We start from the raw sequence: 21363 nt of genomic DNA on the forward strand, positions 1-21363 counted from the left end.
ATGATAAAGAATAAAGTTGACTATTTAAATTATATTGAAGCCGATAGGATAGCATTAGGAAGGGAGAATTTTAATTTTAAGATGAAATTAAAAAAATTAGTTTATCCCGATTATATTTGGAATTTTCAACTTCTTTTGAGGAAAACTGAATATTATAGAAATACAAAGAGAAATAATTTAATCAAAAAAATTTATTATGTTTTTTTGAAAATTAAATTGTTGCGTATTTCTGTTAAATTAGGGTTCTCTATACCAGAAAATGTATTTGGTCCTGGTTTATCAATAGTTCATTACGGAACTATTGTTGTCAATGCTAATACTAAAGTTGGGGCAAATTGTCGCATTCATGCTGATACAAATATTGGTGAATCTGGGGGTATGTCTGGTGCTCCAAAAATTGGAGATAACGTTTATTTGGCTCCTGGAGTGAAAATTTATGGTAACATTACAATAGCAAATAATACTGCCATAGCAGCAAACGCTTGTGTTAATAGTTCATTTGATATTGAAAATACACTTATTGGGGGTATTCCAGCAAGGGTCATAAAGAATATAGAAATAAAACAAATTATAAAGCATATTTAGATTTACTATTGTTAATATCAGTAAAATAAAAGATGTTTCAATCTATCGCGCCATTAGGAATTTAAATAATCAAAGTCTTAAAAATGGGATTTATTAAAAGGGCACAAAAATTTTCAATTTTTTTACTGATTTTTTCTTTGAATTTTGAATCAATTGATTTGTTTTATTTGGGGATTAGTTATTTAGCAACAAAGATTTCAATTTCATTATTGCTTTTTTTTTCGTTATTAAATTTCAAAGAATCATTTACTTTCAAAGTTTACCCAAAGTATATTAAAGTCGTGAGTTTTTATTTTTTCATACTTACAGTTAATAATTTTATTAATCGTGGTGATGGCTATAATAATATTATTGATATACCATTTTTTCTGAATTTATTAGTATTTATTATTTTATGTAATTATACAATGGTCGATAAAAAAATATTATTAAAAGGCTTGGTTGTTTTATCTTTAAGTTCTTTTTTTCTCGCAATGTTATATTTTTCTGGGTTTGCAGTGGAAGGAGAAGGAGAATTGGAAGGAAGGTCTTCTATTTTTGGAATGAACCAAAATCATTTAGGTGTTACTTTATGTATATCTATTTTTGTCTTGCTTTCAGTGGTATTTGAAAATAAACTTGAATTAAATAAGAATAGGTCATTGTTTTTAATACCAATTCCCTTTTTGCTTGTTTTTATGCTTGGTACAGGTTCACGTGTTGCTTTTATAAGCTTAGTATTAGGTGTTTTTTCTTTACTTTTCCTTAATAGATCACTTAATACTACAAAGAAGTACTTGATTGCAACAATATCTTTGTTTTTTTTATTAATGCTATGGGCGGTTTTCTTAAAAAATACTTTAGTCGTAGGAAGATTGTTTGATTCAATTAGTGAGGGTGATCTTTCAAGTAGAGATTTAATTTGGCTGTCTATCTACGATGTTATTGTTAATAATGCTATAATTGGGATCGGTGAAACTGGTTACGGTGCAAAGATGATGGCTTGGGCAGATAATGTTCCGAGTCCCCACAATGTATTTATCGAAGTGATTTGCTATACAGGATTAGTAGGTCTCATTGTCTTTATTGTTTTTTTGAAGAGAATCTACTATAAAGCAAAAGAAATGAATGTAAAAGGAAAAGAGCTGTTGCCAATTATTTTATTAATTCCTTTTTTTGGGAATCTTCTGTCTGGGCAATTATTTGATATGAAACAGTATTGGGTTTTATTAGCATTTATAGCGAGTGATTCTTATAATGAGAATAATGTGGATGATATAAAAATAGTTTATAATGAGTGATTTATTAAAAGAAAAAAAAATAAAAGTCTTTATTTTTATTGATAGTTACCGAATTGGAGGAATGCACAGACAAATGCTTTATTTAGTTGATGGCATTGACAAAAATAAGTTTGAACCAATTGTTTGCGTGTCAATCGATACAGGGGGCTTGAAAGAGAGTTTTCAAAATACAGGTTGTAAACTAATAAATTTGGGATGGAAAGGGAGGTTTGATTTGGGAATGATTCTTCGTTTGTCAAAAGTTCTTAAAAAAGAGTTGCCAGATATAGTTTTTATTACTGAAGCCCAAAATTTAGTTTTTTTTCGAATTGCGAAATTATTTTGGAGAAAAAGGGTGGTCCAAATTGGCTCTTTTAGAGCACTCTCTTTTTGGTTAGGGCATGATAAGAAAAAACTGCATTTTATTGACAATATATTTTCAAAATGGCTATATAACACTTCAGATTATGTAACTGCAAATTCAAATGCTTTAAATGATCATTATTCAAGTATTGTTCAAATAAAAAAAAATAAACCAATTAATACTATTTATAACGGAAGTAATTTTGATTTTAAAATAACTAAGACAAAATTTGAAATAAGAAATGAACTGAATATTTCTTTAGAAGATAAGGTTGTTATTATGATTGCGAGATTAGATCCCTGGAAAGATTTCGATACGTTATTTGTTGCAGCAAAAAAAGTTCTAAAAGAGAAAAATGATGTTAAATTTATTTTAGTTGGTGATGGAGCATTAAAAGAAGAATTATCTAATAGAATTATAAAAGATGATTTGGCGGAGAAAGTACTTTTATTAGGTGAAAAGAAAGATGTATTTAATTATTTGTCTGCATCAGATATTTCAATATTATCTACTAATGGGGAGGGTTTTTCCAATTCAATTTTAGAGTCTATGGCTTTTTCTAAGCCTGTTATTGCTACTAGTGTTGGGGGTAATATTGAATTAATAGGTGAATCTGAAGAATTTGGTCTTTTAGTCCCTCCTAAATCAAGTAAAAAATTATATGATGCTATTATTATGTTGTTAAGTAATGAAAAAAAGTGTTTGGAGATGGGTGTTGTTGGAATGGAGAGAATACATGAATTATGTAATATTAGAAAGTATATAGGGGCATATGAGAAAGTTTTTATAACATGTGTTCAAAATAAAGTTTAATTTAAAATTATAAGAGTTAGTTTTCATGAAAAAAATTAAAATTCTTGTTGATGGTCGTTGGTTTGATTCTTATTATTCAGGTGTATCTACTTATATTAAGGGGTTATATAATGATTTGTCAAAGGATCAAAATTTTGAAATAACTATAATAGGAAGTAATATAGCTAAGTTAAAAGAAGAATTTCCTAAAAATATTAAATTTATTCAGTTAAACAGTAGATTTAATTTGAAGCGATTATATTATGATATTCCTAAAATAATAAAAGAGAATAATTTTGATTATGCACACTTTCAATATATCTGTCCTATTTCAAAACCATGTAGGTTTATAGTAACTCTTCATGATTTATTGTTTCTTGAATATAAGAAATCCTTTCCGTTAACATTTATACTAAAAAACAGCTTTTTGTTTTATATTTCTTCATTAAGAGCAGATATGATATTGACAGTGTCAGAATATTCAAAAAAGCAGATTATAAAAATTTTTAGAACATGCCCCAATAAAATATATATAACGCCAAATGGAATTTTGAGTAAATTTTGTGAAGAAGTTAAAAGCAATGATATAAAAACAAAATATAACATAGGGGAATATATTCTATATGTGAGTAGGCTTGAACCTAGGAAAAATCATTTAGGTTTAATTAAATCATTTGTAGAATTGGAGTTATATAATAATTATCAATTAGTATTAATTGGTAAAAAGACTATTTCGAATGTTAACTTAGATAAATATATTAATAGTTTAAGTGATACTATTAAAAGTAAAATTGTTTTTATTGAAAATACATCTGAAGAGGATTTACATGGATTTTATTCTAATGCTTCATTATTTGCTTATCCATCTTTATCTGAGGGATTTGGAATACCACCTATTGAAGCAATTTCTTGTGGCACAAAAACAATTTGCTCGAATGCAACAGCTTTAATTGATTTTGATTTTTTGTCAACTTATCAGTTCAACCCAAATAATTTAAATGAATTGAAAGATAAAATCATATTTGCTTTAAACGATAAATCTTACCCTATAGATGATTATAAATCAATTATTAATGAGAGATATAATTGGAGTAATATTAGTAATTCTTATAAACTGTTATTAACTAATGATTTTAACCGACATATAAAATGAAAATAAAATATATTATCATAGGATTTTTATCAGGAATTCTTCAAAAGATTAGATTTTTTAAATTAAGATTTTTAGGATATAAAAATATTAGTTCTAACGCGATAATCGAAAGTAATCTGAATTTAGACAGGGTTTTTCCTGCAGGTATCCATATTGGAGAGAACACTCTTATTGCTAGTCATACAACCATATTGTGTCATGAGCATGTAAAGAGAGATGAGAAAAATAGTAAAAACCCATGGGTTACTAATACATACATTGGGAGAAATTCTTTCATTGGCGTGGGGTGTATGATTTTACCGGGTGTAAAAATAGGAGACGAAGTAATAATAGGTGCAGCATCTGTTGTTACAAAAGATGTACCTTCAAATTCAATAGCAGTTGGTAATCCAGCTAGAGTAATTAAGACTAACATTAAAATGAACGATAAGGCTGTTCTTGTACAATAAATATGAAAAAAAAGATTGCAATAGTTGGAACAAACGGCGTTCCTTCGAAATATGGAGGATTTGAAACCCTAGTGGAATATTTAGTGAGGTATTTAGCAAAGGATTACGAAATAACAGTTTTTTGTTCAACCAATTTAGTTGCCGAAAAAATTGAGACATATCAGGGGGTTAAATTAGAATACATTAATTTAAATGCCAACGGATGGCAGAGTATAATTTATGATATTGTTTCGATTTTTAAATCATATAAGAAATTTGACAAAGTTTTAGTTTTAGGGTGTTCAGGAAGTATTATAATGCCTTTTTTCATTGGATATAGATCTAAATTTATAATGAATTTGGGTGGTTTGGATTGGAAAAGATCTAAGTGGGGATACTTTACCCAAAAGTTTTTAAAATTTTCTGAATTTATGGCTATTAAATATTCGGGGTATATCGTTTCGGATAATCAGGGTATTAAAGAATATATATTGCAGGAATATAAGAGGGATAGTACTCTAATAGCTTATGGAGGAGATCATGCTTCGAAAGAGGAAATAAGGGATTTAAATATTGAAAAGTATCCCTTTCTCAAAAAATCATATGCATTTACTGTCGCAAGAATTCAGCCAGATAACAATATTGATATGTTGTTGGATTCATTTACCGCTGAGTCTCCATATCCTTTAGTTTTTGTAGGGAACTGGAATTACAGTTCTTATGGGATTAAAACAAAAAATAAGTATATGAACCATCCTAATCTGATTCTTCTAGATGCAATTTATGATCAAAAAGAACTTAATGTTTTACGTTCCAATTGTAAGTTGTATTTGCATGGACATTCTGCTGGTGGAACTAATCCAGCCTTAGTGGAAGCAATGAATCTTGGACTTCCGATATTGGCCCATAGTTCTATTTTTAATAAACATACAACCAATTTCGAAGCTGAATATTTTAGTGATTCGAAGGAACTTTTTGATAAAATTAGTGATTTATCTGATAGTGATTTATTAAGTATGGGTATAAAAATGTCTGAAATTGCGAAGATTAACTATAAATGGGAATTTATCGGAAATGGATATGCAAAAGTGTTTGAAATTTGAAAAAAATAAACAATTAAAATAAATTTATATGCCCAAAATTAATATAGGAATTATAGGCGCAGGGAGAATGGGAGTAACTCATTACTCAATTATTAATTCTAATCCAAACATTGAAATTGTAGCTGTTGCAGATCCTTCAGCTGTGACTACTGTTATGTTAGAAAAATATTTGAAAATACAAACTTTTAAAGATTATAAGGAAATGTTGCAACAAGTAAAGTTAGATGCTTTACTTGTTTGTACTCCACCGTTTTTAAATGTTGAGATATTAGAGGAAGCAGCGAAACTTGAGCTTCACGTTTTTTGTGAAAAACCATTTACTTTAAATCCCGTAGACGCAAAGAAGCTTGCAGATTTATTTGAAAGTAAAAATTTGATTAATCAAGTAGGATATGTAAATAGATTTAACGATGTCTTCATTAAAGTTAAAGAATTAATTGATGCAAATGTTATTGGGAAAGTAATAAGATTTAAAACAGAAATGTATAGCAGAACGATAACACAACCTGATGATGGGGCTGGATGGAGATCCACTCATGCAAATGGTGGAGGAGCTTTGTTTGAAATGGGGGCACATTCAATAGATTTAATTAATTATATATTAGGAAAACCAGACACGGTAGCGGGCTCAGTTTTGACAAATGTCTATTCGAAAAATGTTGAAGACATTGTTTCGACTACATTATTGTATGAAAATGGATTAGCTGGTACTATGTATGTAAATTGGAGTGATGATAGTTATCGCAAGCCAACTAATAAAATTGAATTTTTTGGTGAAGATGGAAAAATTTTAGCTGATCAACATGGTTTTAAAATTTATCTAAAAAAAGCGAATAAAGAGTTGTCTTATAGAGTAGGGTGGAATACCTTTTATATAACAGATATTTTCAAGAGTGTGCCATTTTATGTTAGAGGAAATGAGTTTACAAGTCAATTGTATCATTTTGTAGATTGTATAGAAAGAAATGAAAAGTCGACAATATGTTCTTTTAGAGATGGTTATGATACACTTTCTATAGTAGAAGATATTTTTAATGATTCTGATAGAAATAAATAGAAAGTTATGGAAGTTTTTGATAAAGTAGTTTTTGGTGATAACCAATTTTTTGGTATAAATCACATGTCACAAGAAAAAGCGCAACAATTAGCTGAGCAATTTTATGACATAAATAATATTTATAGTGTTTATGAATCAGCATTCAAGGCTGGTATTAATGGGATAATGTTAAATAGTAATGAAAGAGCGGTAGATATTTGTAATCATTTTAGAAATAATCCTGAGAAGTATGGTCACATTAATTGGTATCCATCTATACCTTATCCGCATAAATATGTTAATCTTATTGCTGAGAAAGGACTTATGCCAGCAATTAATTCTATTTTATTTAAAGAGAATTCTGTAGCGGGAATTCTTGGTATGATGGCGCAGGGAGGTGCAGCAATTATCACAAAAGATCTTATTTCGATGATGAAGATGTTGGTTGATATAGAGATGAAGATGTTTAAAGGCTTGAATTTGAAGGTTGTTTTTTTACAAAATATTGTCACGGATTTAATTTTGGGATTTGGGATAAAAGAGGTTTTTCAGGAATATTGTAAGCATATAAAGAAAAAATACAATGCAACACCTGGATTGATTACTCAGAATATGCCTGAATTGAGAAGTAAGCTTATTGAATGGGGTATTGAAGAAGTTGTTCTCTGTAGTTCGTTTAATAAAATAGGTTATTTAATGTCACCTGATTTGCAATCATATATTGATGCAGCAAAGACTAATGATCCAACAAAATATCAACTTTGGGCTATGTCAACTTTGGCATCAGGCGCTATTCCTCCTAAAGAGGCATATGATTTTATCAATAATCAGAATGTACAAACGGTCGTTTTTGGAGCATCTTCAAGTAAGCATATAGAACAAACTGTAAGTTTAATCAATCTATAATAAAATTAGATTTTGCTTAATTACGTTGGGCCAATAAAAAATGATGGGACTATGAATGTTTTGATTTCCGGGATGAGTGGTTTTGTTGGGAAAAATTTAGAATTATATTTAAAAAAAAATGCAATAGTTAAATCACTTAGTATTCGTTATAAACCTAATCAACGATTTGAAATAAAAAATGATGCAATAATCCATTTAGCAGGCAAAGCCCACGATTTAAAAAAAGTTTCTAATCCTCAAGATTATTATGATGCTAATTTTGAATTAACCAAGCAATTATTTGATGCTTTTTTACAGTCAAATGCAACGGTATTTATTTTTATGAGTACTGTAAAAGCGGTTGCCGATAAGGTGAATGGAGCACTGAAAGAAGAAGATGTTCCAGATCCCAAAACCCATTATGGTAAAGCTAAATATCAAGCTGAACAATATATATTATCAAAAGAATTACCATTGGAGAAGCGGGTTTATATTTTGAGACCTTGTATGATACATGGTCCTAGTAATAAAGGTAATCTAAATTTGCTTTATAAATTAGTAGCTAAAGGTTTTCCTTGGCCATTAGGTGCTTTTGAAAATAAGCGCTCATTTTTAACTGTTGAAAATCTTTGTTTTATAATTAAAGAGTTATTGGAAAATAAAGATGTTGCCAGTGGGGTTTATCATCTAGCAGATGATGAATCATTATCAACTAATGAATTGATTGAATTAATAGCTAATAATTTAGAGAGAAAAAGTGTTATTTGGAAGATACCATCAGTTTTAGTTGTAGGTATTGCTAAATTAGGCGATTATTTATATCTGCCGTTAAATTCAGAAAGATTGCATAAATTGACTGAAAGTTACCTAGTCAGTAATGCAAAAATTAAAAAAGCAATACGGAAAGAGCTACCAGTTTCTGCAAAACAAGGACTCATTAAAACAATTAAATCCTTTAAAATAATTAAAAATTAAAGGCATCTTCTTTCCAAGAATATTAAATGCTGTAAGTGGATTAAAATATAATTTTACAGAAAGCTGAGGAAGGATTTTTCAAGCTGTAATGGCAAAATCTATGTAAATTGGCTTTAATTCCACAATTCGAATTGATAAAAATGATTATCAGGAAATAAAAGATTTAGGAATTAAAAAGTAAAAAAGTATTAAGGAGGTATGGATTGAGAATAGTTGAAGGTTTGGTAATTAATTTAGATTTAATAATTTACTTTTAAGAATATTATGAATATAGAAAAAACACCAATTCAAGATTTGGTAATCATAAACCCGACTGTTTTTGAAGACAGCAGAGGATATTTTTTTGAAGCTTATAATAAAGCTAAGTTCCTTGAAAACGGAATTGCTTATGAGTTTATTCAAGACAATCAATCGTTTTCCAAAAGAGGAGTTGTTCGTGGATTGCATTTGCAGATTAATCCTTTTGCGCAAGCGAAATTAGTAAGAGTATTGCAGGGAGAAATACTGGATGTAGCTGTAGATTTGCGTAAAAATTCACCAACTTACGGAGAGCATGTTAGTGTTGTATTAAGTGCAACAAATAAAAAACAATTAATGGTGCCTCATGGTTTTGCCCATGGATTTTCAGTTTTAAGCGAAACAGCATCTGTGCTTTATAAAGTAGATCAATTATACCATAAAGAAAGTGAAAGAGGAATCCGTTATGATGATCCTACTTTGGCAATTGATTGGCAATTGGGTACTGAAGAGATTATCGTTTCGGATAAGGATATTATTTTACCAAGTTTTAATGAAATAGATTGGAGTTTTGAATAATAAGATACTAATTACTGGTGCCAATGGGCAATTGGGTTCTGAATTGAAAGTCTTATCAAAATATTTCAGCCAATTTGAATGGGTTTTTACCGATAGAGAGGAGCTGGATTTATGTGATTTAGAGAATTTGACTTCTGAATTGTCTAAAATCAATCCGCAATTTATTGTTAATTGTGCTGCACATACTGCAGTGGATAGAGCTGAAACTGAGATTGAGTTATCGGATGTTTTAAATCATCAAGCTGTTGGAATAATGGCAAGATGGTGTCAGGCTAATGACGGCAAGTTCATACATGTTTCTACGGATTATGTATTTGACGGCACAGCTTCTAATGCATTAACAGAATCGGCATCAACAGGACCTATCAATGTGTATGGCGTGACTAAATTAGCTGGAGAAAAAGCCTGTATAGAAGAAAATCCATCAGCAATTATTATTAGAACTTCATGGGTATACTCTAGTTTTGGAGCAAATTTTGTAAAAACGATGTCTCGCTTAATGCAGGAAAGAGATAGCTTGAATGTTGTTAATGATCAAATAGGAAGTCCTACATATGCCGCCGATTTAGCGAAAGCCATTCTTACTATTTTAATTCATCCAAAATGGCAATCTGGCATTTATAATTTTTCAAACGAAGGAGAAATTAGTTGGTATGAATTTGCTTTGTCTATTCAAGAGATTGGTGGATTTGATTGTTTGGTTTCGGGTATTCCCAGTAGTGCTTATCCAACGCCCGCAAAACGCCCGCAATATTCATTGTTAGATAAAACTAAAATTAAAAATACATTTGGAGTTGTTGTTCCTAATTATAAAGAAAGCCTAGCTCGATGTATGGAATTATTGAAAGGAGCTTAATTTTATATTAACTGCTCGTACGATTTTTACTCCGTAAATAAAAACTTAAAAAAATGAAAGGAATAATACTCGCCGGTGGATCTGGTACCCGTTTGCATCCATTAACGCTTGCCATGAGCAAGCAGATGATGCCGGTTTATGATAAACCAATGATTTATTATCCGTTATCAACTTTGATGATGGCAGGAATTCATGAAATATTGATTATTTCGACACCACATGATTTGCCGAATTTCAAAAAATTGTTAGGTGACGGATCTGCAATTGGCTGTCAATTCAGTTATGCGGAGCAAGCGATTCCAAATGGATTGGCTCAAGCTTTTGTGATTGGAGAGGAATTTATTGGTTCAGATTCTGTTGCTTTAGTTTTAGGGGATAATATTTTCTTTGGAGCCAATATGCATGAATTATTGCAGTCTAATACAAAACCTGAAGGCGGTGTTGTTTTTGCCTACCATGTTTCGGATCCGGAACGTTACGGTGTGGTTGAATTTGATAAAAATCTGAAAGCACTTTCTATTGAAGAAAAACCATTAGAGCCTAAATCTAATTTTGCAGTTCCAGGATTATATTTTTATGATAATTCTGTGGTGGAAATAGCCAAAAATATAAAGCCAAGTGCTAGAGGGGAATATGAAATTACAGATGTAAACAAAGTGTATTTAGAAAAGGGAGCCTTAAAAGTTGGAATTTTGAGTAGGGGTACCGCTTGGTTGGACACAGGAACTTTCAATAGTTTGATGCAGGCTGGGCAGTTTGTGCAGGTTTTAGAAGAACGTCAAGGTCTAAAAGTTGGCTGTATTGAAGAAATAGCATGGAGGCAAGGATTTATAACCGATCAGCAATTAAAAGATTTGGCGACTCCTTTAAAAAAATCAGGTTATGGTGAATATTTGCTTGGACTTTTGAAACATAAATTATAATTAATTGTTTGCTGAATTTTTTAGGATTTCTAGAAATTAAAAGCAGACATCTGAAAGTTAACAACAGATAATAGTATACATGATTTACATTGCTTTATTTTTTCTATTTATTGGAATTGAATTAATTTATTTTAAAGTTGCTGATTATTTCAATATAATAGATAAACCTAATAGCCGTTCCTCACATACTTCAATTACTTTGAGAGGCGGAGGGATTATTTTTCCTTTAGCCATTCTGGTTGCTTGCATACTAGGATATATTTCTTTAGCAATAACATTAGCGGTAGTTTTGGTAGCGATTGTCAGTTTTATTGATGATATAAAGCCTTTGTCTCAATTACCTCGATTTGTTGCTCATGCAGTGGCTATTAGTTTAGTTTTTTATGATTTGGGATTATTTACTCAAGCGATTTGGGTTTTACCTATAATTTTTGTTTTGTTGATAGGTTGGGTGAATGTTTTTAATTTTATGGATGGTATTAATGGAATTACTGTTTTGTATGCACTTGTTGCTATTTTAAGTTTTTCTTTTTTAGAAATTAATAAGGACAGTTTACCATTATTGATCACTATGGGATTGTCCTGTCTTGTATTTGGGTTTTTTAATGTCAGAAAAAAAGCCAAAACATTTGCTGGTGATGTTGGAAGTATTAGCATGGCTTTGTTTTTGGGTTATTTTATGCTGAAAACAATTTTAGATTCTGGTCAGATTGGATATGTTTTGTTTATGTCTGTATATGGCATTGATGCAGGAGTTACCATTTTTGCCCGTATTAAAAAGAAAGAAAATATTTTTCAGCCCCACAGATCACATTTGTATCAATATTTGGCAAATGAACTAGGGTATTCTCATCTTGTCGTATCCCTTTTGTACTCAGGAATACAATTGTTAATCAATATATTGATATTTTATTTGCAACAAATGGGAGAATTATCGCTTCCAATTATTGTTTCTTTTTTACTATTTCAAATCTTGTTTTATCTATGGATTAGAAATAGAGTTATTCAAAAAATTACTTTAGGAATGATTTAATGATTATTGTAACAATTAAAGCATATCCTTTTTTAAAATTAGTTTCCATTGCAACCGACAATAAAGCGATTTTTTGATATTTTATTTGCTACGCTGGCTCTTATTTTCTTTTTTTGGTTACTGCTTCTTGCTTGGTTTATAGCAATTATTGATACTCGAACTAATGGGATATTTACTCAAGTTCGTATTGGTCAATATGGAAAACAATTCAAAATTTATAAACTAAGAACTATGCAAGTAGATCATGCTGAAGGGGTACAACTATCTAAACTTGGGCAATTACTTCGAGATTTTAAATTAGATGAGCTACCCCAGCTTATTAACGTRTTGAGAGGTGAAATGAGTATTGTGGGGCCAAGACCTGATGTTGAGGGGTATTATGATTTATTGGAAGGAGAAAGCCGAAAAATTCTTGAATTAAAACCAGGATTAACTAGCTTAGCCTCTTTAAAATATTATGATGAACATGCATTGTTAAATAAACAAGTTAATTCTTTGGCTTATAATGATAATGTTATTTTTCCAGATAAAATAAGAATGAATTTGGAGTATTATGAGCATCAAAGTTTTTACAGTGATTTAAAAATTATTGTTGTGACATGTAAATTAATTTTTAAAAGAATATTTTTTTAATAATTAATTTTATTTTTTGGAAGGTCGAGCCATAAAACAGAGTACTAGTTGATTTTCAAAGTCCTATGTTCCCCTTTGTATTAATTGCTTGTGAAGAGTTATTTAGTTTATTTTACTAAGAAAAATAAGTTGTATTTTTGTAGTCATTAATAGATATTTTAGAAATTAAAAAATATATGATATGTCAAAAAATTCCATGGATACTGGATTTTTTTCTAGGGATAATTTGAAATTTACTATACGTAATTTAAGTTATTTGCCAAGGTGGATCATTGTGATGATTGATATTGCAGTTTTGACAATAACTTTTTTCTTCACTTTGCTAATTTTTAGAGGGACTGGCTTAAAATACATCAATACAGCTCATGATGTTTTTTTTACGGTTTGTTTTTTTGCATGTAATATTTTCTTTTTTTGGTTGTTCAGAACTTATTCAGGGATAATTAGGCATTCATCTTATAACGATGCAGTGAAGCTGTTGTTTTCGCAAATGTCAGTTTTGGTAGTGTTCTTGTTTTTTAATTTTACCTATGAATTATTATATAGTGAAAGAGTTTTTTTAACAACTGCTCTCTTTATCAATGTTTTGCTATCATTTTGCGGCTTGTTTTTATATCGCGTAGTTGTTAAACAGACTTTTGAATTGTATTTGTCTGATAAAAATGCAACTAAATTAATAAGAACAGTTATTTATGGAACGGATGCTAATGCAATCTCTGTGGCCAATGCCTTGAAATTTGAAACACCTAGCCGTTTTAAAATAGTAGGTTTTGTTGACAGAAACAATCAAAATGCTTCGAAAAGGATGTTGGATCTCCCAATATTAATCCAAAGAAAAAAATTACCTTCTTTAATGCKGTCTGTAGGAGCTGAGGCAGTTATTATGGCAGATAAAAGTATAGGTAAAGATGAACAATTGATTATTGTGGATCAATGTTTGGAATTTAATTACAGAGTTTATACCGTTCCTTTGATTTCTGATTGGGAAAATCAGAAAGAAATTTCTCAAAAAGTAAAAAACATTCAAATTGAAGATTTGCTAGAGAGAAAAGCAATAGTTTTGGATAAAAAATCTATTTCAAGACAATTAAAAGAAAAGACGGTTTTGATTACGGGAGCCGCAGGTTCTATTGGAAGTGAAATTGTTAGACAAGTTTTGCTATTCAATCCTCATAGAGTAATTGTTTTAGATCAAGCCGAAACTCCTTTGCATCATTTGAGCCTTGAATTGGAACAAAAATTCTCGAAATCAAAAGTTGAATATATTATTGCAGATGTTAGGAATAAAGAAGCTATGGATAAGGTTTTTAAAAGATTTAAGCCCCAAGTAGTGTATCATGCAGCAGCTTATAAGCATGTACCGCTAATGGAGGAAAACCCATCGCAAGCTATTTTGACTAACATACTGGGAACTAAAAATTTAGCCGATTTATCCTGTGCGTATCATGTTAAAAAATTTGTAATGGTTTCTACAGATAAAGCGGTAAACCCGAGCAATGTTATGGGAGCTAGTAAAAGGATTGCAGAAAAATATGTACAGTCTCTGCAAATAAAGCACCAAAAAGAGAACAAGGAAAATGCTACCAAATTCATAACTACTCGTTTTGGAAATGTTTTAGGATCCAATGGATCGGTAGTTCCATTGTTTACAAAACAAATTGCTAATGGAGGGCCACTTACAATTACTCATCCCGATATTATTCGTTATTTTATGACTATTCCAGAAGCTTGTCAGTTAGTACTTGAAGCTGGTGCGATGGGAAATGGAGGAGAAATTTATATTTTTGACATGGGTAAACCAGTCCGTATTTTAGATCTGGCCAAAAAAATGATCAAGTTAGCTGGATTTATCCCCGATAGAGAAATTAAAATAGAGATAGTAGGATTGCGTCCAGGGGAGAAGCTGTATGAGGAGTTATTGAATGATACAGCAAAGACAGTACCTACTTATCATGAAAAAATAATGATTGCCCAAGAAATTCAAGATGAATTTGAAAACTTGCACGTCGACATTAATGAATTGATAGGGATAGCAAGTTTTTTTGACAATGATGATATTGTGTCAAAAATGAAAGTCATCGTTCCTGAGTTTAAGAGTATGAATTCAACTTTTGAGATTTTGGATAAATAATGTTTAAATAAATACTAATAGAAAAGGTTTACAAGATTATTCTTGTGAGCCTTTTTTGATTACGATAGAATTTAAGATTACGAAAAAGAACAATATCTTTTTTAAATTGTACTTTTGTGCTGAGAAATAGTAATAAGAATGTTATAATTTTAATTTTTTACGGTTTATATTAATGTATACTAAAACTACTTCAAATACCGATTGGTTATTTGAAATAACTCCAAAAAACAAATTTTTCACATTAAACCTTAAAGAAGTTTGGCAATATAGAGATTTGCTGATGCTTTTTGTAAAACGAGATGTAATTACGGTTTATAAGCAAACAGTTTTGGGACCTTTATGGTACTTAATCCAGCCTTTATTTACTTCTGTTACATTTACTATTATTTTTAATAATGTAGCTGGAATTGATACTGGAATGGTGCCTCCATTTCTTTTTAATTTGGCTGGAATTACCGTTTGGAATTATTTTACCGCTTGCTTGAATGGCACTTCAAATACATTTGCAAGCAATGCCGGGATTTTTGGAAAAGTTTATTTCCCCAGAATTATAACACCGTTGTCTATTGTAATTTCTAATTTGATAAAATTTGGAATTCAGTTTTTAATTTTTGTAGCTTTTTATGTATATTATTACACACAAGGAGCAAATTTAAGAGTAAATGTTTTGGTTCTGTTTTTTCCAATTTTGATTGTAATGATGGGTATTTTGGGATTAGGATTAGGGATGTTAATATCTTCATTAGTAACCAAATACCGTGATTTTAGTAATTTAATTGGTTTTGGAGTACAATTGTTAATGTATTTATCGGCAGTGATGTATCCAATGGAATTGATAAAACAGAAAATACCTGAATATGGCTGGTTGGTGCAATATAATCCATTGGCGTATTTAATTGAAACGTCTCGTTATATGTTGTTAGGAGTGGGGAGTATTTCTTTTTGGGGATTGATTTATACAATGGGTGTAACTATAATAGTCTTTTTTATAGGTTTATTAATTTTTAATAAAACTGAGAAGAGTTTTATCGATACGGTGTAATTTGTGTAATGGTATTCAGTTCTGATAGAATTTAATTAAAATAATGAGTAAAGATATAATTTTAAAAGTCGAAAATATCTCCAAACAATACCGTTTGGGGCTAGTGGGTACAGGAACATTGAGTCATGATTTGAATCGGTTGTGGCATACTATTCGGGGAAAAGAAGATCCTTATTTGAAAATTGGAGAAGTTAATGATCGTTCCACTAAAGGGACGTCCGACTATGTTTGGGCTTTACAAGATGTTAATTTCGAAGTGGAACGTGGTGAGGTGTTGGGTATTATTGGTAAGAATGGTGCAGGTAAATCGACTTTACTCAAAATTTTATCGCGAGTGACAGCACCAACAACAGGAAAAATAAAATTTGGCGGGCGTGTAGCTTCATTACTCGAAGTTGGAACAGGATTTCATGGCGAAATGACTGGACGTGAAAATATTTTCCTGAATGGAGCTATTTTGGGCATGACTAAAAAAGAAATTGCCTCAAAACTCGATGAAATTATAGATTTCTCGGGATGTGAACGTTATATAGATACACCTGTAAAGCGCTACAGTAGCGGAATGTATGTACGATTGGCTTTTGCAGTAGCAGCTTTTCTCGAACCCGAAATTCTGATTGTCGATGAAGTTCTGGCTGTGGGAGATGCCGAGTTTCAGAAAAAAGCCATTGGCAAGATGCAGGATATTTCTAAAGGGGGAGGAAGAACTGTGCTGTTTGTGAGTCATAATATGGCGGCGGTTGAAACACTTTGTACACGAGTTATAAGTATGCAAAACGGCAGTATTATCGGAGATGGAAATCCTACTAAAACTATATCAGATTATTTGCAAAGTACTTCTTTTTCTGAAAGAAAAATTATTTTTGATAGTATTGATAGTGCTAAAGGAAATGACCATGTGAAAATTCTTTATGCTGCGATAGAGAATGCATCTACATTAGATAAAAATGAAGTAATTGATGTAACTTCGGCGATTGACTTTAGGATGAAAATTGTCAATCAAACCAATCAAGAGAGGATTTCTATTGGCTATGATTTGCGAACGATAAAAGGTGATGTGGTTTTTGGCAGTGGTGGAAAATTTGATTGTAGTATTGGAAAAGTTATAGAGATAAGCTGTCAAATTCCCCCTAATTTCTTAAACGATGATGTTTACCAAATTCACGTTTATTTTCATACGAATGCCATGAGCGGTTTATATAGTGATGAAGAATTATTGACTTTTGAGGTTAAGGATATTAAAAGAGAATCGGGTTATTTAGGAAAGGTGAACGGGATGATAAGACCCTCTTTGCCTTGGACTATTAACCATAATGTTTTTTAATGAAAAAAATAGTAATAACCCAATCTAATTATATTCCTTGGAAAGGATATTTTGATGCTATTGCATTAGCTGATGAGTTTGTTATTTACGATGATATGCAATTTACTCGTAGAGATTGGAGAAACAGAAATATTATCAAAACTCCTAATGGAAATAAATGGTTAACAATTCCTGTTGAAGTTAAAGGTAAATATTTTCAAAAGATAAATGAGACTAAAATATCAGATAAAAACTGGAATAAAGATCATTGGAATAGTCTTAAACAGAATTATGGTAAATCTAAAAACTTTATAGATTATAAGGATTTTTTCGAAGAATTATATTTAAATTCAACATCGTTATATTTAACAGAAATAAATTTTCGTTTTATTATTGCTATTTGTGAAATACTTAAAATAAATTCCAATTTTCGTTTTTCTTCAGAATTTATACTAAAAGAAGAGCGTTCGGAACGATTATTAGATATTTGTTTGAAATTAAAAGGAACAGACTACTATTCAGGACCAACAGCGAAAGCATATATGCATGAGCAAATTTTTGATGAAGCAGGAGTAAAGATTAATTATTTTGATTATTCAGGATATACCGAATATCAACAATTATATGCACCATTTGATCATGGAGTTTCAATTTTAGATTTGATTTTTTGCGAAGGAGAAAATGCTGTCAATTTTTTAAAATATTCTTATAATGAATGAAATTCAAGAGCAGATAAAAGGATATTATTCATCAAAAATTAAACAGTTTGGAGCTACTCCACAAGGGGTTGATTGGAATTCAGTTGAATCTCAAGAATTGAGGTTTGAGGTACTTTCTAGTTTAATAAATAATCAAGATCATTTTTCGATCCTTGATTTTGGTTGTGGTTTTGGTTCGATGTTAGCTTATTTTGAAACTAAATACCAATCTTTTGAATATATTGGATTTGATGTGTCAGAAGATATGATTGTTGTAGCATTAAATAAATTTTCTGCGCAAGAAAATGTTAAATGGGCAACCAGTCTTCCAATAGAAAAAACAGACTATGTTATTGCAAGCGGTATATTTAATGTAAAACTTGAAAATACCGATGAAGATTGGCTGACTTATATTTTAGAAACATTAAAAAAAATTGATGAGAGCAGCGTCAAAGGATTTTCTTTTAATGTTTTGACTAAATATTCGGATACAGAATACATGAAAGAATATTTATATTATGCGGATCCTTCATTATTGTTCGACTATTGCAAAAAGAATTTTTCAAAAAATGTAGCTTTATTACACGATTATAATCTTTATGAATTTTCAATAATTGTTAGAAAATGAAAACAAAAAAAGTAGTCATATTTGGAACAGGGGATATTGCTCAATTGGCAAAATACTATTTTGATATTGATTCTTCCTATGAAGTGGTTGGCTTTACAGTTGATAAAGACTATTGTTTATCTCCAATCTTTGAGAATTTGCCATTAATACCTTTTGAAGATATTGAAAAACATTTTTCTCCTAATGAGGTTGAAATTTTTATTGCTTTAAGTTATGCAAAAATGAATAAGCTTAGAGAGATAAAGTATTTGAAAGCTAAGGAAATGAATTATAAAATAGCTTCTTATATAAGTTCTCATTGCAGTTATTTGTCTCAATTTCCCCCTGGTGATAATGCTTTTATTTTGGAAGATAATACTATTCAACCCTATGTAAAGATAGGCGATAATGTTACTTTATGGAGTGGCAATCATATAGGGCATCATTCTGTTATTGAAAGGCATAATTTTATTAGTTCACATGTAGTTATATCAGGACATTGTGTGGTTCAGCCGAACTGTTTTATCGGCGTTAATGCAACTATTGGCCATCAGGTGACAATAGCTAAAGAAACTCTTGTTGGTGCCGGAGCAATTATCACAAAGAATACAGAAGAAGCTTCTATCTATGTACCTGCAAAATCGACAAAACTTGATAAAAAGAGTAGTATAATAAAACTTTGATATGAAGCAAAGTTGGATAAAATTAGGTTTGATATTTGATTTCAATGATTATGGAAGCAGTTTTAAATACTCAACTTTGCCATCTGGGCTTTGGTTGTCAGAAAATATTATAAGAATTATTTTTTGTACTAGAAATGAAAGGAATCAATCTATTCCATACTTTATTGATTATGATTTTTCTATTGAAAAGATTTTAGAATTACCTAAATCAATTAAAATTGAATTAGGAGAATTAGGGACTTTTGATGATAGTGGCATAATGCCATCTTGCATAATGCAAAATAATGGAGAAGTTTGGATGTATTATATTGGATGGAATCTCGGAGCTACAGTCCCTTTTCGTAATTCTATAGGTTTAGCAGTAAGTAGAGACAATGGACTTAGTTTTGTTAAAAAATTTGATGGACCAATATTAGATAGGTCGAGAAATGAACCTCATTTTGTTGCTTCAAATTGTGTTTTATTTGATGAAAATATTTATAAAATGTGGTATCTAAGTTGTACAAAATGGAATATAATTAATGGGGAAATAACTCATTATTATCATATTAAATATGCAACATCGATAGATGGAATCGATTGGAATCGAAATAATGAAATTGCAATAGATTTTAAATATCGAAATGAGTATGCTATTTCTGTACCAAGAGTAATTAAAGAAAATAATTTGTATAGAATGTGGTATTCTTATAGAGGTGGACCGAAAAGTGAGCTTTATAGGATTGGTTACGCTGAATCTGAAGATGGTAGGATATGGGATAGAAAAGATGAGATTTTAGATTTAGATGTTTCTGAGACAGGTTGGGATTCAAAGATGATATGCTATCCTTTTGTTTTTGAGCATAAGAATAATAAATATATGCTTTATAATGGTAATGGATATGGTAAAACAGGGATTGGACTAGCAATTTTACAAAAATGACACATATAGGATTCAATAAGCCTTATCTCACAGGAAAAGAAACTCAATATATAACCGATGCAGTGGCCTCTGGTAAAATATCGGGTAATGGTAAATATACCCAATGGTGTCAACAGTTTTTCGAACAAAAATATGCTTTTGGTAAATGTCTGCTCACAACCTCTTGTACTGATGCTTTAGAAATGGCATCTATTTTAATTAATATTCAGGATGGTGATGAGGTGATTATGCCTTCTTATACTTTTGTTTCTACTGCCAATGCTTTTGTATTAAGAGGGGCTAAAATTATTTTTGCAGATTCGAATGCAGAAAATCCAAATATTGATGTAAGTACGCTTGAATCTTTGATTACTCCTAAAACCAAAGCTATTGTTCCAGTACATTATGCTGGGATTGCGTGTGATATGGATAAGATTATGGATCTGGCAAATAAATATAATTTATATGTTATAGAAGATGCCGCTCAAGCTATAGATAGTTTTTATACTGGAAAAGATGGGGTACGAAAAGCTTTGGGATCTATAGGACATTTAGCTGCTTTTTCTTTCCATGAAACCAAGAATATTATTTCGGGTGAAGGAGGAATGTTAGTTATAAACGATACTCAATTTGCTCAACGTGGCGAAATTATTTGGGAGAAAGGAACTAATCGAGCTGCTTTTTTTAGAGGTGAAAGTGATAAATACGGCTGGGTAGATATTGGTTCCTCCTTTTTACCCTCAGAGATTATTGCTGCTTTTCTTTGGGCTCAAATTGAACAGTTAAACAAGATTCAAGAAAAGCGTAAAACTATATGGAATCAGTATTATGAGGGCTTAAAAAAGGCGGCAGTTAAGGGTAGTTTTAAGTTGCCTCAAATACCCAATTATGCGACAAATAATGCCCATATGTTTTATTTGGTTTTTGAATCTTTAGAAAAAAGGAACGAATGTATTAGTCGTTTAAAAAATAAAGGCATTAATGCGGTTTTTCATTATTTGAGTTTACATAAAAGTCCGTTTTACATTGAGAAATATTTAGGAGATGATTTGATTTGCAGTAATCAATATTCAGACAGGTTGTTACGATTACCATTTTATTACGAGTTGTCTGATACAGATTTGAAATTGATTATAAATGTGATAAAAGAATAATTT

22 protein-coding genes are annotated in these 21363 nt (G+C 30.5%); all 22 read left to right on the top strand.

All coding sequences use genetic code 11. The features are described from left to right. The 22 genes from AC1DVP_RS09465 to rffA all read left to right on the top strand — a co-directional run bounded on the left by AC1DVP_RS09465 (position 1) and on the right by rffA (position 21360). On the top strand, positions 1 to 585 hold the full coding sequence (locus tag AC1DVP_RS09465) for an LbetaH domain-containing protein (RefSeq protein ID WP_477183231.1): 585 nt from the start codon (positions 1 to 3) through the stop codon (positions 583 to 585). An 83-nt stretch (positions 586 to 668) separates the two neighbouring features. After that, on the top strand, positions 669 to 1865 hold the full coding sequence (locus AC1DVP_RS09470) for an O-antigen ligase family protein (protein ID WP_477183232.1): 1197 nt from the start codon (positions 669 to 671) through the stop codon (positions 1863 to 1865). Further along, positions 1858 to 3021, top strand: a complete 1164-nt coding sequence (locus tag AC1DVP_RS09475; protein ID WP_477183233.1) for a glycosyltransferase — start codon at positions 1858 to 1860, stop codon at positions 3019 to 3021. Before AC1DVP_RS09470 ends, AC1DVP_RS09475 begins: the two co-directional genes overlap by 8 nt. 25 nt (positions 3022 to 3046) lie before the next feature. Further along, positions 3047 to 4153, top strand: coding sequence for a glycosyltransferase family 4 protein (locus tag AC1DVP_RS09480; protein ID WP_477183234.1), 1107 nt, complete (start codon positions 3047 to 3049; stop codon positions 4151 to 4153). After that, positions 4150 to 4602, top strand: a complete 453-nt coding sequence (locus AC1DVP_RS09485; RefSeq protein ID WP_477183235.1) for an acyltransferase — start codon at positions 4150 to 4152, stop codon at positions 4600 to 4602. The genes AC1DVP_RS09480 and AC1DVP_RS09485 overlap by 4 nt, the downstream gene beginning before the upstream one ends. A 2-nt stretch (positions 4603 to 4604) precedes the next feature. Then, complete coding sequence (locus tag AC1DVP_RS09490; RefSeq protein ID WP_477183236.1) at positions 4605 to 5684, top strand: DUF1972 domain-containing protein; 1080 nt, start codon at positions 4605 to 4607, stop codon at positions 5682 to 5684. A 28-nt stretch (positions 5685 to 5712) separates the two neighbouring features. Further along, positions 5713 to 6741: a Gfo/Idh/MocA family protein gene (locus AC1DVP_RS09495; RefSeq protein WP_477183237.1), complete on the top strand. Its 1029-nt coding sequence runs from the start codon at positions 5713 to 5715 to the stop codon at positions 6739 to 6741. Positions 6742 to 6747: 6 nt separating this feature from the next. Further along, positions 6748 to 7626, top strand: a complete 879-nt coding sequence (locus AC1DVP_RS09500) for a hypothetical protein (RefSeq protein ID WP_477183238.1) — start codon at positions 6748 to 6750, stop codon at positions 7624 to 7626. A 51-nt stretch (positions 7627 to 7677) separates the two neighbouring features. Continuing rightward, complete coding sequence (locus AC1DVP_RS09505) at positions 7678 to 8580, top strand: NAD-dependent epimerase/dehydratase family protein (protein WP_477183239.1); 903 nt, start codon at positions 7678 to 7680, stop codon at positions 8578 to 8580. A 264-nt stretch (positions 8581 to 8844) separates the two neighbouring features. Continuing rightward, positions 8845 to 9396, top strand: coding sequence for a dTDP-4-dehydrorhamnose 3,5-epimerase (rfbC, locus tag AC1DVP_RS09510; RefSeq protein ID WP_477183240.1), 552 nt, complete (start codon positions 8845 to 8847; stop codon positions 9394 to 9396). Next, positions 9389 to 10252 carry a dTDP-4-dehydrorhamnose reductase gene (gene rfbD / locus AC1DVP_RS09515; protein WP_477183241.1) on the top strand — a complete coding sequence of 288 codons (864 nt, stop codon included), beginning with the start codon at positions 9389 to 9391 and terminating at the stop codon, positions 10250 to 10252. Before rfbC ends, rfbD begins: the two co-directional genes overlap by 8 nt. A 53-nt stretch (positions 10253 to 10305) precedes the next feature. Then, positions 10306 to 11175, top strand: coding sequence for a glucose-1-phosphate thymidylyltransferase RfbA (gene rfbA / locus AC1DVP_RS09520; RefSeq protein ID WP_477183242.1), 870 nt, complete (start codon positions 10306 to 10308; stop codon positions 11173 to 11175). Positions 11176 to 11254: 79 nt separating this feature from the next. Then, complete coding sequence (locus tag AC1DVP_RS09525) at positions 11255 to 12208, top strand: MraY family glycosyltransferase (RefSeq protein WP_477183243.1); 954 nt, start codon at positions 11255 to 11257, stop codon at positions 12206 to 12208. A 48-nt stretch (positions 12209 to 12256) separates the two neighbouring features. Beyond that, the gene (locus tag AC1DVP_RS09530) at positions 12257 to 12841 is read left to right on the top strand and encodes a sugar transferase (protein WP_477183244.1); all 585 of its coding nucleotides are present in this window, start codon (positions 12257 to 12259) and stop codon (positions 12839 to 12841) included. 181 nt (positions 12842 to 13022) lie between these two features. Beyond that, the gene (locus AC1DVP_RS09535; protein ID WP_477183245.1) at positions 13023 to 14972 is read left to right on the top strand and encodes a polysaccharide biosynthesis protein; all 1950 of its coding nucleotides are present in this window, start codon (positions 13023 to 13025) and stop codon (positions 14970 to 14972) included. Between the two features lie 172 nt (positions 14973 to 15144). After that, the gene (locus AC1DVP_RS09540; RefSeq protein WP_477183246.1) at positions 15145 to 16014 is read left to right on the top strand and encodes an ABC transporter permease; all 870 of its coding nucleotides are present in this window, start codon (positions 15145 to 15147) and stop codon (positions 16012 to 16014) included. A gap of 43 nt (positions 16015 to 16057) precedes the next feature. Next, the gene (locus AC1DVP_RS09545) at positions 16058 to 17338 is read left to right on the top strand and encodes an ABC transporter ATP-binding protein (protein WP_477183247.1); all 1281 of its coding nucleotides are present in this window, start codon (positions 16058 to 16060) and stop codon (positions 17336 to 17338) included. Next, positions 17338 to 18036, top strand: a complete 699-nt coding sequence (locus AC1DVP_RS09550; protein WP_477183248.1) for a WbqC family protein — start codon at positions 17338 to 17340, stop codon at positions 18034 to 18036. Before AC1DVP_RS09545 ends, AC1DVP_RS09550 begins: the two co-directional genes overlap by 1 nt. Continuing rightward, positions 18029 to 18643: a class I SAM-dependent methyltransferase gene (locus tag AC1DVP_RS09555; protein WP_477183249.1), complete on the top strand. Its 615-nt coding sequence runs from the start codon at positions 18029 to 18031 to the stop codon at positions 18641 to 18643. Before AC1DVP_RS09550 ends, AC1DVP_RS09555 begins: the two co-directional genes overlap by 8 nt. Further along, on the top strand, positions 18640 to 19305 hold the full coding sequence (locus tag AC1DVP_RS09560; RefSeq protein WP_477183250.1) for an acetyltransferase: 666 nt from the start codon (positions 18640 to 18642) through the stop codon (positions 19303 to 19305). Before AC1DVP_RS09555 ends, AC1DVP_RS09560 begins: the two co-directional genes overlap by 4 nt. Position 19306: 1 nt before the next feature. Next, a complete protein-coding gene (locus AC1DVP_RS09565) occupies positions 19307 to 20227 on the top strand; it encodes a glycoside hydrolase family protein (protein WP_477183251.1) in 921 nt (306 codons plus the stop codon). Next, positions 20224 to 21360, top strand: a complete 1137-nt coding sequence (gene rffA, locus AC1DVP_RS09570) for a dTDP-4-amino-4,6-dideoxygalactose transaminase (protein WP_477183252.1) — start codon at positions 20224 to 20226, stop codon at positions 21358 to 21360. The genes AC1DVP_RS09565 and rffA overlap by 4 nt, the downstream gene beginning before the upstream one ends. Positions 21361 to 21363: the final 3 nt, after the last annotated feature.

Source organism: Flavobacterium sp. P3_A6, assembly GCF_056403035.1.

What these genes read in the sequence shown, in the direction of transcription:
- AC1DVP_RS09465 (WP_477183231.1), top strand. Translation starts at nt 1, where the DNA reads ATGATAAAGAATAAAGTTGACTATTTAAATTATATTGAAGCCGATAGG.
- AC1DVP_RS09470 (WP_477183232.1), top strand. Translation starts at nt 669, where the DNA reads ATGGGATTTATTAAAAGGGCACAAAAATTTTCAATTTTTTTACTGATT.
- AC1DVP_RS09475 (WP_477183233.1), top strand. Translation starts at nt 1,858, where the DNA reads ATGAGTGATTTATTAAAAGAAAAAAAAATAAAAGTCTTTATTTTTATT.
- AC1DVP_RS09480 (WP_477183234.1), top strand. Translation starts at nt 3,047, where the DNA reads ATGAAAAAAATTAAAATTCTTGTTGATGGTCGTTGGTTTGATTCTTAT.
- AC1DVP_RS09485 (WP_477183235.1), top strand. Translation starts at nt 4,150, where the DNA reads ATGAAAATAAAATATATTATCATAGGATTTTTATCAGGAATTCTTCAA.
- AC1DVP_RS09490 (WP_477183236.1), top strand. Translation starts at nt 4,605, where the DNA reads ATGAAAAAAAAGATTGCAATAGTTGGAACAAACGGCGTTCCTTCGAAA.
- AC1DVP_RS09495 (WP_477183237.1), top strand. Translation starts at nt 5,713, where the DNA reads ATGCCCAAAATTAATATAGGAATTATAGGCGCAGGGAGAATGGGAGTA.
- AC1DVP_RS09500 (WP_477183238.1), top strand. Translation starts at nt 6,748, where the DNA reads ATGGAAGTTTTTGATAAAGTAGTTTTTGGTGATAACCAATTTTTTGGT.
- AC1DVP_RS09505 (WP_477183239.1), top strand. Translation starts at nt 7,678, where the DNA reads ATGAATGTTTTGATTTCCGGGATGAGTGGTTTTGTTGGGAAAAATTTA.
- rfbC (WP_477183240.1), top strand. Translation starts at nt 8,845, where the DNA reads ATGAATATAGAAAAAACACCAATTCAAGATTTGGTAATCATAAACCCG.
- rfbA (WP_477183242.1), top strand. Translation starts at nt 10,306, where the DNA reads ATGAAAGGAATAATACTCGCCGGTGGATCTGGTACCCGTTTGCATCCA.
- AC1DVP_RS09525 (WP_477183243.1), top strand. Translation starts at nt 11,255, where the DNA reads ATGATTTACATTGCTTTATTTTTTCTATTTATTGGAATTGAATTAATT.
- AC1DVP_RS09540 (WP_477183246.1), top strand. Translation starts at nt 15,145, where the DNA reads ATGTATACTAAAACTACTTCAAATACCGATTGGTTATTTGAAATAACT.
- AC1DVP_RS09545 (WP_477183247.1), top strand. Translation starts at nt 16,058, where the DNA reads ATGAGTAAAGATATAATTTTAAAAGTCGAAAATATCTCCAAACAATAC.
- AC1DVP_RS09550 (WP_477183248.1), top strand. Translation starts at nt 17,338, where the DNA reads ATGAAAAAAATAGTAATAACCCAATCTAATTATATTCCTTGGAAAGGA.
- AC1DVP_RS09555 (WP_477183249.1), top strand. Translation starts at nt 18,029, where the DNA reads ATGAATGAAATTCAAGAGCAGATAAAAGGATATTATTCATCAAAAATT.
- AC1DVP_RS09560 (WP_477183250.1), top strand. Translation starts at nt 18,640, where the DNA reads ATGAAAACAAAAAAAGTAGTCATATTTGGAACAGGGGATATTGCTCAA.
- AC1DVP_RS09565 (WP_477183251.1), top strand. Translation starts at nt 19,307, where the DNA reads ATGAAGCAAAGTTGGATAAAATTAGGTTTGATATTTGATTTCAATGAT.
- rffA (WP_477183252.1), top strand. Translation starts at nt 20,224, where the DNA reads ATGACACATATAGGATTCAATAAGCCTTATCTCACAGGAAAAGAAACT.